12 protein-coding genes are annotated in these 12,584 nt (G+C 62.4%); 10 read left to right on the top strand and 2 right to left on the bottom strand.

Translation table 11 applies throughout. From position 1 onward, the window contains the following. Positions 1-14 precede the first annotated feature (14 nt). The 3 genes from tatA (at position 15) to ACHFGA_RS00750 (ending at position 4,047) form a co-directional block, all read left to right on the top strand. Complete coding sequence (gene tatA / locus ACHFGA_RS00760) at positions 15-272, top strand: Sec-independent protein translocase subunit TatA (protein ID WP_394280570.1); 258 nt, start codon at positions 15-17, stop codon at positions 270-272. Between the two features lie 66 nt (positions 273-338). After that, complete coding sequence (gene tatC / locus ACHFGA_RS00755) at positions 339-1,250, top strand: twin-arginine translocase subunit TatC (RefSeq protein WP_394280596.1); 912 nt, start codon at positions 339-341, stop codon at positions 1,248-1,250. Positions 1,251-1,269: 19 nt separating this feature from the next. Further along, complete coding sequence (locus ACHFGA_RS00750; protein WP_394280569.1) at positions 1,270-4,047, top strand: DEAD/DEAH box helicase; 2,778 nt, start codon at positions 1,270-1,272, stop codon at positions 4,045-4,047. Here ACHFGA_RS00750 and ACHFGA_RS00745 read toward each other — a convergent pair. Further along, on the bottom strand, positions 4,044-4,619 hold the full coding sequence (locus ACHFGA_RS00745; RefSeq protein WP_394280568.1) for a trypsin-like serine protease: 576 nt from the start codon (positions 4,617-4,619) through the stop codon (positions 4,044-4,046). The genes ACHFGA_RS00750 and ACHFGA_RS00745 overlap by 4 nt on opposite strands. Before the next feature lie 32 nt (positions 4,620-4,651). On the opposite strand from ACHFGA_RS00745, the gene ACHFGA_RS00740 reads away from it, so the two are divergent. From ACHFGA_RS00740 to ACHFGA_RS00710, 7 genes are read left to right on the top strand one after another with little or no spacing between them, the layout of a single operon-like run. Beyond that, positions 4,652-5,758, top strand: coding sequence for a M24 family metallopeptidase (locus ACHFGA_RS00740; protein WP_394280567.1), 1,107 nt, complete (start codon positions 4,652-4,654; stop codon positions 5,756-5,758). Continuing rightward, the gene (gene ygiD, locus ACHFGA_RS00735) at positions 5,755-6,546 is read left to right on the top strand and encodes a 4,5-DOPA dioxygenase extradiol (protein ID WP_394280566.1); all 792 of its coding nucleotides are present in this window, start codon (positions 5,755-5,757) and stop codon (positions 6,544-6,546) included. The genes ACHFGA_RS00740 and ygiD overlap by 4 nt, the downstream gene beginning before the upstream one ends. Continuing rightward, the gene (locus tag ACHFGA_RS00730) at positions 6,543-7,262 is read left to right on the top strand and encodes an SDR family oxidoreductase (RefSeq protein ID WP_394280565.1); all 720 of its coding nucleotides are present in this window, start codon (positions 6,543-6,545) and stop codon (positions 7,260-7,262) included. The genes ygiD and ACHFGA_RS00730 overlap by 4 nt, the downstream gene beginning before the upstream one ends. Before the next feature lie 8 nt (positions 7,263-7,270). Continuing rightward, the gene (locus ACHFGA_RS00725) at positions 7,271-8,467 is read left to right on the top strand and encodes a lipase family protein (RefSeq protein ID WP_394280564.1); all 1,197 of its coding nucleotides are present in this window, start codon (positions 7,271-7,273) and stop codon (positions 8,465-8,467) included. A gap of 10 nt (positions 8,468-8,477) precedes the next feature. Then, complete coding sequence (locus ACHFGA_RS00720; RefSeq protein WP_394280563.1) at positions 8,478-9,080, top strand: FxsA family protein; 603 nt, start codon at positions 8,478-8,480, stop codon at positions 9,078-9,080. Next, the gene (gene lnt, locus ACHFGA_RS00715) at positions 9,081-10,553 is read left to right on the top strand and encodes an apolipoprotein N-acyltransferase (protein WP_394280562.1); all 1,473 of its coding nucleotides are present in this window, start codon (positions 9,081-9,083) and stop codon (positions 10,551-10,553) included. It begins immediately after the preceding gene. Positions 10,554-10,606: 53 nt separating this feature from the next. Further along, positions 10,607-11,611, top strand: coding sequence for a polyprenol monophosphomannose synthase (locus ACHFGA_RS00710; protein WP_394280595.1), 1,005 nt, complete (start codon positions 10,607-10,609; stop codon positions 11,609-11,611). A 71-nt stretch (positions 11,612-11,682) separates the two neighbouring features. Here ACHFGA_RS00710 and ACHFGA_RS00705 read toward each other — a convergent pair whose 3' ends face one another. Next, the gene (locus ACHFGA_RS00705) at positions 11,683-12,060 is read right to left on the bottom strand and encodes an RNA polymerase-binding protein RbpA (RefSeq protein ID WP_018581936.1); all 378 of its coding nucleotides are present in this window, start codon (positions 12,058-12,060) and stop codon (positions 11,683-11,685) included. Positions 12,061-12,584 lie beyond the last annotated feature (524 nt).

The following is a 12,584-nucleotide window of genomic DNA, read 5'->3' as shown; positions in this document are numbered from 1 at the left end:
AAAGGTCTAATACCATGCCGAACCTTGGTTGGATGGAAATCATTCTCATCCTCGTCGTCATTCTCCTGCTCTTCGGTGCAAAGAAGCTGCCGGATCTGGCGCGTTCCGTGGGGCGTTCCGCACGCATCTTCAAGTCCGAGGTCAAGGAACTTCAGAATGAGAACGAGCAACCTCAGCAGGGCCAGGTAACCCAGGCTCAGCAGGAGGAGCAGGACTTTTGGGACCGCCCAGAAAATCAGCCACAGCAGCAACAGAACACACAGAACCAGTAGTCAGGATCCGTGGCTGAGAAGAAGTTCCGCAGCAAGAAGAAAAAGCCAAAGAACCACGACGGCTCGATGGCGCTTCGTGAGCACCTAGTTGAGCTCCGGCGTCGCCTGATGATCTCGCTTGCCGCCCTGCTGGTCGGAACGATTATTGGGTTCATTTGGTATCAAAACGCGCCATTTGGCATGTTTTCGCTCGGTGAAATTATCCGCCGTCCCTACTGCAACTTGCCAGATGAGATGCGCGTGAGCTTCAACGACGGTGAGGAATGTCGCCTATTGGCAACTAGCCCGTTTGAGATGTTCATGTTGCGCCTCAAGGTGGGCGCGCTGGCGGGCTTGGTATTGTCATCGCCAGTCTGGTTGACCCAGATCTGGTTGTTCATCGTTCCTGGGCTGCACAAGAAGGAAAAGCGCTACACCTTCACGTTCGTCACTCTGGCAGTGGTGCTCTTTGTGGCAGGTGCCTTGCTTGCGTACTTCATTTTGGACGTGGGGCTCGCAGTGCTGCTGAGCATCGGTGATGAGTTCCAACAGGCGTGGCTCACTGGTCAACAATATTATGATTTTGTCCTCGGGCTCACCGTGATTTTCGGAGTGAGTTTCGAAATTCCGCTGATCATCGTCATGCTCAATCTTATCGGAGTGCTTGAGTATGAACACGTGAAGGACAAGCGACGCATCGTCGTCGTTGTCGTGTTTATTTTTGCAGCATTCATGACGCCGGGCCAAGACCCCTTTTCGATGATCATCCTGGCCACCTCCGTTTGTGTTCTCGTGGAGCTCTCCTTCCAGTTTTGCCGCTGGAACGATAAACGCCAAGCACGCAAACGCCCAGAGTGGATGGACCTGGACGATGAGGAAACTAGTGCGTTGAACCACCGTCCCGCACCTGTCAGTCGGCCGGAGCCGGTGTCGTCGTCAAGCGACGTTGCGCAGACACGCGACAACACTGAGCGCTCGGACTTCGACGATGTCCTCTGACGTGACCTAGTCTGGTGGCATGACCTCTACCCACCTGGACACGTTTAGAGCTTCACGACCATACCCCCTCGATGACTTCCAAATCGCCGGCTGCCAGGCCGTCGAGGAAGATCGGGGGGTGTTGGTCTGCGCACCCACTGGTGCCGGCAAGACCGTTGTCGGCGAGTTCGCCGTGTCCCTAGCGCTCTCACGCGGCACGAAGTGTTTCTACACCACTCCGATCAAGGCGCTGAGCAACCAGAAGTACCACGATCTTGTCGACGAGCACGGCGAGGATGCCGTGGGCTTGCTCACCGGCGACGTGTCGATCAATGGTTCTGCCGAGATCGTCGTCATGACCACCGAGGTGCTGCGGAACATGATCTATGCCCGCTCGCCGCAGCTGGATCGACTGACCCACGTGGTCATGGATGAAATCCACTACCTCGCAGACCGTGACCGCGGTGCGGTGTGGGAGGAAATCATCCTCAACCTGGACGAATCGATCTCGATCATCGGGTTGTCTGCGACCGTGTCCAACTCTGAGGAGTTCGGCAACTGGCTATCGACCGTGCGCGGGGATACCAGGGTGATCGTGTCCGAACACCGCCCGGTCCCGCTGAGCCAGTACATGATGGTCGGCCGCAACCTCTATCCGCTGTTCGAACCGGGGGAGGATGGGCGCGTCAACCGCACCCTAGAGCGCAAGATTGAGCGCCTCGAATCCGGGCTTGCCGCCGAAGGCCGCAGCGACTTTGAGGAAGGCCGCGGCTTCCGCGCCCGCACTGAAGGTCGCCGCAGCGGCAAAGACCGCCCGCAGGACCGCTACCGGCCCCTCGGCCGGCCTGAAGTGATTAGTACCTTGGGCGGGCAGGACATGCTGCCGGCGATCACCTTCATCTTCTCGCGCGCCGGCTGCGATGGGGCGCTGGCGCAGTGCCACCGCTCCCGCATGGAGCTGACCACGAAGGAGGAAGCGCAGCAGATCCGGGAGATCGTCGACAAGGGCGTCGAGGGCATCCCCGAGGAGGACCTTGCTGTGCTGAACTTCCGTCAGCTGCGGTCGGTCTGGTCGCGTGGTTTCGCCGCACACCACGCGGGAATGTTGCCCGGTTTCCGCCACATCGTGGAGGAGCTTTTCGTTAAAGGTCTAATCAAGGCCGTGTTCGCTACGGAGACGCTTGCGCTGGGGATTAATATGCCGGCGCGCACCGTTGTTCTGGAGAAGTTGGTCAAGTTCAATGGTGAGGCGCACGTGGATCTCACCCCCGGCGAGTACACGCAGCTGACGGGCCGCGCGGGCCGCCGCGGGATCGACGTTTTGGGTAACGCGGTGGTGCAGTGGGCGCCGGCGATGGACCCGCACGCGGTGGCGGGCCTGGCGTCGACACGCACCTACCCGCTGATTTCCACCTTCTCGCCCGGCTACAACATGGCGGTCAACCTGATTTCCATGAACGGCTACGAGGACTCGCTGCGCCTGATTGAGAAGTCTTTCGCCCAGTACCAGACGGACGGGTCGGTCGTCGACGAGGTACGTGAGATTGAGCGTGCCCGGGTGCGCGTCGATAAGCTCCGCGAGCAGCTGCGTCGCGACGTCGAGAGCTTCGGGCTTAACGACGATGGCGTGGACACCGACACCGACGCTTTGGCCGAATCGTTGATCGACTACGTGGAGCTGCGCGCCGAATTATCGGAGGCGGAGAAGCAGTCCAAGCGGGAGGCCGTCGAGGACCGGCAGGAGGAGATTAAGAAGATCCTTGGTCGTTTGCGGGTGGGCGAGGTGATTGTGTTGCCGTCGAAACGCCGCCCGGAGCTGGCTGCGGTGGTTGCGCCGGCGGGTCGGCAGGATGATCCACGGCCGTGGATCACTACGGAGCGTGGCTGGTCGGGCCGGATCGATGCGGCGTCATTCCGCAATGTGCCGATGGTGGTCGGGGAGATCAAGCTGCCGCGGCATATTTCTGAACGCCCGCGGAAGCACACGCGGCGCGTCGTCGACCAGCTGCACAAGGGGCATTTCCGCAGGCCGAAGAAGCTGAAGGAACAGGCGCGCACGCGCCCGAATAAGAAGGTGGTGGCGCTGCGGGCAGCCCTGCGCGAGCATCCGGTGCATAGCTGGCCGGCCACGGACCGAGAGATGTTGGCGCGCGTGGGCAACGAGTTGGCGCGCGAGAAGCGCAAGCTCAGCCGGCTGGAAAAGCGCGTGGACACGGCCACTGATTCGCTGGGGCGCACCTTTGAGCGCATCGTCGGTCTGCTGACAGAGATGGACTACGTGGAGCTTGTCCACGGCGAACCGCAGATCACGGACGAGGGCGCCCGCCTGGCGGAGATCCACAATGTGTCCGATCTCTTTGTCGCGCAGTGTTTGAAGCGCGGGATCTGGAATGAGTTGGACCCGGCGGAGTTGGCGGGTGTGGCGTCGTTATGCGTCTTTGAAAACCGGAAGATCAGTGGTGGTAGCCCGGATGCGGCGACGGACCGGATGGCGGATGCGATGAACGACACTATGCGCATTTACGACGAGCTGATCGCCGACGAACGCCGCCACAATCTGCCGGTGACGAAGGAGCCGGAGGCGGGTTTTGCGCTGTCGATGCACCAATGGGCCGCCGGCGCGCCCCTGGGCTACTGCCTGGCCGCTGCCGCGGAAAGTGGTGCGGAGCTCACCCCGGGTGATTTCGTGCGCTGGTGCCGCCAGGTGGTGGATTTGCTGGGGCAGATCGCGAAGACGGGTTATACCGATGACATTCGTCGTAACGCGCGCCGCGCGATTGATGCGATCCAGCGCGGCGTGGTGGCCATCGGCAATTAATCGCCTGGCGTGCGCCACCTGCCTGCCAGCGGTTCCAGCAGCGCGGTGGCGGCCACGTGCAGGTTGACCCCGGCCGGGTCCACGATGAGCGACTGCACACCGATCACGCGTCCGTCGGCGAAGACGGGCCCGCCGGAGTCACCCTTGATTGCCGGGTTGTAGTTGAAGATGAATCCGGCTGGGCGTGCCACGGTGGCCATGCCGCGGGACACGGCGATGGGGGAGCGCAGCAGGAATCGGCCCCGGCGCAGCCGAAAAGAATCGCGCCCACGCGTGGTGCCGCCAAAGCCGACGGTCACGGTCTCCGTCAAAGGAGCAGGGGTGGGCCCGATCTGTGGCATGTCCTCGGGGGCTACGTGGGCGATCGTCGGCACGTGAACGATAGCCAGGTCGGTGCCGGGGATCGTTTCGATCTCGCGGGGCACGCGCCGCAGGCCGGCCACCCACAGATAGGTGTGGTAGCGCAGGTCGCGGAAGAAGTGGGCGCAGGTGAGCACCTCGGTGGGGGTGATCAGCACTCCGCTGCAGTATTTTCTGCCGTTGGTGATCCGCACGAGGGTAGAGGGCAGCACACCGGCCATGGTAGTGGATCTAGCATGGGGGCATGAGTACTCGTATTGTTTCTGAATTTCCTTCCTCCACCTACGCGGGCCGGATCGCTGCAGCCCAGGAGGCGGCGCGCAACCGCGGTCTTGCTGGGGTGATCGTGGGGACGGGCCCGGAGTTCGCCTTCTTCACGGGTTCGTGGATGTCGTCGCATGAGCGCCTGACTGCGCTGACGATCCCCGCCGAGGGCACAGCGCAGGTGGTGGCGCCGATGACGGATATCGGGGATCTGACGTTGCCGGGCATTGAGGTGCGTGGGTGGCGCGATGGCGAGGATGCGCACCAGTTGGCCGTCGCTCCTCTTGGCGCGGGCACGGTGGGGCTTGGGTCTTCGCTGACGGCGGACCATGTCTTTGCGCTGCAGTCGCGTATCGACGATGCCACTGTCCTTGCTACCGACGCCTTAGCGGAGGTGTTCATGGTCAAAGATGAGGCTGAGATTGAGCAGTTGCGCTTCGCTGGCGCGGCGATTGACCGGGTGCACGCGCAGGTGCCGTCGTTGCTGCGGGCAGGCCAGACGGAGAGTGAGGTGGCGGAGCAGATTGAGAAGCTGATCCTGAAGGAGCACGATGTGGTGGATTTCATCATCGTGGGCTCGGGTCCGAATGGGTCGAACCCGCACCACTCCTTTTCGGATCGCGCGCTGGTCGACGGCGAGCTGGTGGTGGTGGACTTGGGTGGCACGCTGGGCGCGGGCTACCACTCGGACTGCACGCGGACCTATGTGGTCGGGGGCACGCCTGCGCTTGACGACGAGTCCTCGCGCGCTTATGAGGTGTTGCTGAAGGCGCAGGAGGCGGCCGTGGCGGCGGTGCGGCCGGGGATGACTGCTGGTGAGCTGGATGCGGTGGCCCGCGACATCATTACAGAGGCCGGCTTCGGTGAGTGGTTTACGCACCGGCTGGGCCATGGCATTGGCTTGGCGGGGCATGAGGCGCCGTTCATCATCGAAGGGGCCTCGCAGGTGCTGGAGGAAGGCATGGTGTTCTCTATTGAGCCAGGCATTTATAAGCCTGGGAGCTGGGGAATGCGCATCGAGGACATTGTTGCTGTAACATCAACTGGCAGCGAACGCTTTAACTTTCAACCAAAGGAACTTCGATGACTACTCACGCACTCTTCGTCGGCCACGGAACGCCGATGAACGCTATCCAAGACAACGACTACACCCGGAAATGGGCACAGCTGGGGGAGCAGATCCGCAACCTCGGCACTCCGCGGGCCACCGTGAGCGTGTCAGCGCACTGGTACACCCGCGGCACCGGGGTCACCGCCATGACCGACCCCAAGACGATCCACGACTTCTGGGGCTTCCCACCCGAGCTGCACGCCGTGGAGTACAACGCTCCCGGCGACCCGGAAGTAGCTGAGCTTGTCTCTGACATCGTTAAGCCCACCTTGGTCGCGCAGGACTACAACTGGGGCCTCGACCATGGCACCTGGAGCGTGCTCAAGCACATGTTCCCCGACGCAACCATCCCCGTGGTCCAGCTCTCCATCGACGCCACCAAGCCTTTAGCCCACCACGTAGAGATGGGCACGAAGCTAGCGCGGCTTGCACAGGAGAAGAACGTGCTGATCGTCGGATCCGGCAACGTGGTGCACAACCTGCACATGGTGCAGCGCCACGCCGGCGACACGGGCTTCGACTGGGCTGATCAGTTCGACGAGGACGCCGCCGCCATTATGAAAACCGACCCGGAGCGCCTCAACGCACTAGCCGACCACGCCGCCTACTCCCGCGCGGTACCTACCCCGGACCACTTCCTGCCGCTGGCCTATGTCGCAGGCGCAGCCGCCGGGCTAGGGGAGACCGACGTGACAGAGTTCAACAAGAAGCGCACCTGGGGTTCACTGTCCATGACCGGGTTTACCGTAGACTCGCCTGCATGAGTTCCGGACCCATCCTCCTGCTCGGCGGTAGCAGTGACATCGGCGTAGAGATCGCAGCACGCATCTGTGCCGGCCGCGACGTCATCCTGGCGGCCCGCCGCACGGACGCGCTCGCCCTCGTCGATAAGCGACTGCGTGAAGCCGGCGCCACCGACGTGCGCACCGTGGCCTTCGAGGCGACCGACCTGGCATCGCACCGCCAGATCGTGCGCGACGCAGCTCCGACGACGGCGATCGTCGCATTCGGGATCCTCGGCGACCAACAACGCGCCGAACACGACGAGGCCCACGCCGCGGACATCGCCACCGTGGACTACACGGCGCAGGTCAGCATGCTCACCGTGCTTGCCGACGAAATGTCGCGCGGCCATATCATCGCGTTTTCGTCGATCGCGGGCTGGCGTGCGCGCCGGGCGAACTACGTCTACGGCTCTACCAAGGCGGGCCTCGACGCTTTCTGCCAGGGCTTGGCGGACCGCCTACACGGCACCGACCTGTCGCTGATTACCGCGCGTCCTGGTTTTGTCATCGGGTCGATGACCGAGGGGATGAAACCTGCGATCATGTCGGTGACCCCCGATGTCGTCGCTGAGCACGTGGTCGCGGCCATGGAGAAATCCGGCTCCCGCACGGTGTGGATCCCGCGCCAAATTGCACTTCTAGCTGCGGTGATGCGCCTGGTGCCGCGTCCGATCTGGCGCCACATGCCACGCTAGGGGATACCATGGCCGCTGTGCTCGCCCGAACCCTTATCCCTTTTCTCGTTGACCTCGCGCGCAACCGGCGGCGCGCCGACCCTGATTTCGGCCACGCCACCTGGGTGATCGGCAAGAAGCCGGGCACGCTCATCAACGCGCGGCGGATCCCCGCCCTGGGACTGGGGACCAGGCTCAACGACGCGCACGCGTGGCGCATCGACTACGTCACCACCGACGCGGAGAAACGCACCCTGACCACAACGGGAGCGGTGTTTCGCTCCAACAACCCGTGGTCCGGCCCAGGCCCACGCCCCACCATCGCTTTCGCGCCCTCCACCCAGGGTGTCGCCCCGCACTGCGATCCCTCATTTTCCAGCACGGTCGGCCTACAGTTTCGCGGGGACTTCGACTTCATTGCCGCCTATGAGCAACCCGTAATCAATTATTTCGTCGCTCTTGGCGCGCACGTGATCATCACCGACTATCCCCGCGACCCGGAGGACAACGTACAGCTCTACTGCGATCACATTGCGGCCTCGCACGCGCTTGCCGACGCCGTCCGCACCGCAACCCACCTTGGGGTCGGCCACGAGAACCTGGGCCTGTGGGGGTTTTCCCAGGGCGGTGGGGCAGTGGGTGCCCTCCTCGAACAGCCCGAATACGCGCCTGATCTGCAGCCGCAAGCCGCGGTCGTTGGGGCGCCTCCGGCGGACCTCGTCGCTACGCTTAACCACGTCGACGGCGGCCTGGGAACCGTCGTCATCGCCTATGCCGTGGCCGGTCTGGCAGCCCTAGGCCCCGAGGTCCGCGCCGAAGTCGACTTGGCCCTCAATGACCACGGACGAGCGTTGTTAAGCGCCGCCTCCGACGTCTGCGTCACGGGAGCGGCCAGGCGCGTGACCCGCCAGCCCACAGCGGCCTGGACCAAGTCCGGCCGTCCGCTCGCGGAGCTTCTCGACGACCTACCGCACACCAGCGAGATCCTCGACGAACGCCGGTTAGGCTCTCGGCGCCCGCTGATCCCGGTGCGGCTGTGGGGCAGTATTAACGATGACATCGTGCCCTATCCCTCCGTCGTGGAACTTGCTGACGCCTGGGGTGTCAACCTGCACACCCGCCGCCTGCCACGCATCCCTGGGCGCCATGCGCTGAACCATTTTCTGCCGTATTTTCAACACGTGATTAGCGATGCCCAATGGCTTATGAGCCGATTGGGCAGGTAGTGTTAGCCACATGCGATTACTGCTAGGGTTCGTGTTTTTGGAAGCACTGGTGTTCATCGCCGTCGGTGCCTGGATCGGCTACGGCTGGGCAATTTTGCTCGTGCTGGGCCTCATGCTGGTCGGCGGTCTGGCAGGAAGCGCGTCGTTACGCGCAACGATGCTGCGCGCGCGAACTGGCAAGGCGACACCCGGCAAAGTGGCGGGGGACTCCGGCCTGATCATGGCGGGATGGGCGATGAGCATGATCCCGGGCATTGTCAGTTCCGTTGTGGGCTTGATTCTGCTGTTTGGCCCCACGCGCTCGATCATTCGTCGTTCGGTGGCCACCAAATTGACGCGCGACATCGAGAACTTCGGCGTAAGCATGTACGAGCATTCACCCATGGCGAAGCGCCACGACCACTATGGTTCCTTCGACGGATCCACCGCTGCCGCCCATCCGTCCCACCCTTCGCACGGGGCGCAGGACACAGCCACCGGGAGCACCAGGGACGCCCAGAGCTCCGACGACATGGTGATCGATGCCGACGAGATCGAACGCTGGACCCGCGACCTGAACCCTGAAGACTTCCAGGACCCCAAGAAGGACCGCAAAAAGGACGAGGACAAGTAAGTGGTCTACGTGCTGCGCCTACTTCTGGCGGCGTTTTCTGGATTTATCACCTACGCGTCCTTCGAGCCGCACGGGCTCTGGTGGGCCGGCATCGCTGGTATTGCACTTCTGTATGCCAGCCTGATCCCGTGGGGCCGGCACAAGCCCACCGGGTGGGGCGGCGCAGGTCTAGGCTTCGCCCACGGGTTCGTGCTGTATATCTTCCTGCTGCCGTGGATTGGTGAGTTCGTCGGCCCGTTGCCCTGGGTGGCTCTTGCTATCGCGTGCGCGCTGTACGCGCTGGCCACCGGCGCTTTCGGTGCGTGGGCTGCGCGTCACCGCTGGGGATTCGTGGCGTTCCCCTTCATTTACCTGGCGGTCGAGTTCGCGCGTTCCTCCTTCCCCTTTGGCGGGTTTTCGTGGGTGCGGCTGGCCTGGGGCCAGATCAACGGGCCGCTCGCGTATCTTGCGCCGTGGGGAGGCCCCGCACTGGTGACGTTGGCAGCCGCACTGGTGGCCTGCGGCATCGTTGCGTTTTTCCATACCTCGAAGGTCGGCGGGGCGGTGGCGGTTATCGTGCCCATCGTCCTGGGACTGATCGCAAGCCTGGGTGTAAACAACCCGGAGCACACCACCGATGAGGTCACCGCCTCAGCGATCCAGGGCAACGTTCCGCGCATGGGCCTGGATTTCAACGCGCAGCGCCGAGCAGTGCTTGCCAACCATGCCCGTGTGACGGAGGAGCTCGCCGCGTCGGGCGCCCAGCCGGACATCGTGATTTGGCCCGAGAACTCCTCAGACGTCAACCCTTTTACAGACGCCCAAGCACGCGAGCTTATCGACGACGCCGTTGCCGCTGTGGACGCGCCGGTACTGGTCGGAACGATCACCGAAGACCACGTGGGACCGCGTAACACGATGGTCGTTTTCGACCCAGAGACCGGGCCGGGGGACTACCACCACAAGATTTACCTGCAGCCTTTCGGCGAGACGATGCCGATGCGCGAGTTCTTCCGCCTCTTTTCCCCCTACGTTGATGCCGCCGGCAATTTTCAGCCAGGTAACGGCGACGGCACGGTGTCGATGCGCGGCATCATCGTCGGCATCGCCACCTGCTACGAAGTCGCTTTCGACGCGGCCTATCGCGACGCGGTGCTGAATGGAGCCCAGATCTTGACCACGCCGACGAATAACGCCACGTTCGGCTTTACCGACATGACGTACCAGCAGCTGGCGATGAGCCGCCTCCGCGCCATTGAGCTTGACCGCGCACTGGTCGTGGCGGCGACGTCGGGCGTGTCGGCAATGGTGCGCCCTGACGGTACCGTCTCCCAGCACACCAATATCTTCGAGGCAGCCACGTTGACCGAAACGTTGCCACTGCGTGATTCGATTACGTTCTCGGCCCGCTATGGGAAGTATGTTGAGTGGATCCTCGTCGCTCTTGGCGTACTAGCGATGGTCGCGTCGGTGATCATGCGCCGACGCGGGTAAACTAATTCTCGCTAGTAAAGTTTTGACGATGTTTGACAAAGATTGGAGTCACCGTGGCCAAGGTCTGCGATGAAACGCTCGTGATCATCCCCACCTACAACGAGCTGGAGAACCTTCCGCTGATCGTCGGCCGGGTCCGCAAGGCCACCCCAGAGGTCGATATCCTCATTGTCGACGATAACTCTCCCGATGGCACCGGCGAGAAGGCCGATGAGCTGGCGCGTGACGACGATTCCATCCACGTCCTCCACCGCGAAGGCAAAGGCGGCCTCCTTGGCGCCTACCGCGCGGGATTCGATTGGGGTCTCGAGCGCGACTACAACGTGCTCTGCCAGATGGATGCGGACGGCTCGCACGCACCCGAGCAGCTGCACCTGTTGTTGGAGGAGATCGAGGCGGGCGCAGACCTCGTCATCGGTTCTCGCTATGTCGACGGCGGCAAGGTGGTCAACTGGCCGAAGGACCGCTACATCCTGTCCAAGGGTGGCAACCTCTACATCTCTCTGGCGCTCTCGGGTGACGTGAAGGATATGACCGCTGGCTACCGCGCGATTCGTCGTGAAGTACTGGAAACGCTGGACCTGGACAAGCTGTCGAAGAAAGGCTATATCTTCCAGGTGGAGCTGGCCTTTCGCGCGATCCAGGCTGGTTTCGATGTGCGTGAGGTGCCCATCACGTTCACCGAACGTGAGCTGGGGGAGTCAAAGCTTGACGCAAGCTTCGCGAAGGATTCCCTGGCTGAGGTGACCAAGTGGGGCCTGGAGCACCGTGGCGAGCAGTTTGCGGAAATCGCTACCTATACCAAGGACTTCGCCCTGTACGAGCTGAAGCGTTCGCCATTGGCAAGCCTGCCGCGGAAGACGAAGAATCTTTTCCGCGATGCGGTGGGACTGACTGCGGAGCTCGGCAAGCTCGTCGACTATGACGTGCGCCGCTCCTCACTAGCCAAGGTGCCGGGCGCTGTGAAGGACACTGCAGAGACCGCGACCGGGCTTGTCGACGAAGGCACCAAACTGCTCAAGCACGATATCGACTACGCCAAGCGCAAAAACTCTTAAATGCGCACAAAACTACCCCGGGTAGCTCATTTTGGTTGAGCCGCCCGGGGTATTCGTCGTTAAGCGCGCGCTTAGCTTTCCTGCTGCTGTTGCTGCTCCTTGGCGATGCGTGCCGCGTGACGACGACGCTTGCGCAGCTGCTCGAGGCGCTCTTCAAGAAGGACGTCTAGTTCTTCGATGGAGCGGCGCTCACGGAGCATGTCCCAGTGGGTGCGTGGCGGCTTGGTTGGCTTCGACTCAACGCCTTCGCCCTCGACCAGGGTGCCTAGCTGGCCGTTCTTGCACATCCATTCTTCGGGGATTTCTGCGTCATCCGCGAAAGGGACATCGAAAATCTCGCCCGATGGAGTCTTGTACTTGACCATCTGACGTGGTGCCAGATCATGGTCGCGGTCAGTCTCGTAGCTGACGGCACCCATACGGCTTCCGCGCAATACGCGATCGGCCATGTTGCATCCATCCCTTCAAATCAGTGTTGCCTGCTCGCTTCACTGTACAGGCAGTCTACCCATTATAACGGCAGGGCTGTTTAGTTTGTTCCCTCGGTTGGACTAAGGTTGGTGTCCGTGACACATCCCCAGACCAACTCGCGCCCCACCTGTCAGTGGTGTGGACGAGAGATGGCCGTCCAAAAGGGGAGAGGCCGGCGGCGGAAATACTGCAGCCCAGCGTGCAAACAACGCGCCTACGAGCAACGGCATAACATCACCGGTACCGGCATCCCACAAAAGGCGGTAATAATGGCGCCGGAGAAAGCAGAATCGCTGCGTGACGAATTATATGCACTACGCTGTGCCGCAGAAGATATTTCGACGGCGTGCTCTGAGAATGCTTCCCACGGGGAGATTCAACACCTGTGTGACGAGTTGGTGTCCATGGCGAAACAAATCGAGAAACTGAGGTAGAAAACGTGCAGAAAATGACCGCGACCACGAAGGTAGTCTTGGCGGTAGCGCTTGTCATCATCTTGGGC

The organism is Corynebacterium sp., assembly GCF_043426755.1.
In the GTDB taxonomy this organism is placed as follows: domain Bacteria; phylum Actinomycetota; class Actinomycetes; order Mycobacteriales; family Mycobacteriaceae; genus Corynebacterium.
The sequence above is the reverse complement of the archived record's forward strand: the minus strand, read 5'-3'. Positions and strand labels throughout refer to the sequence as shown.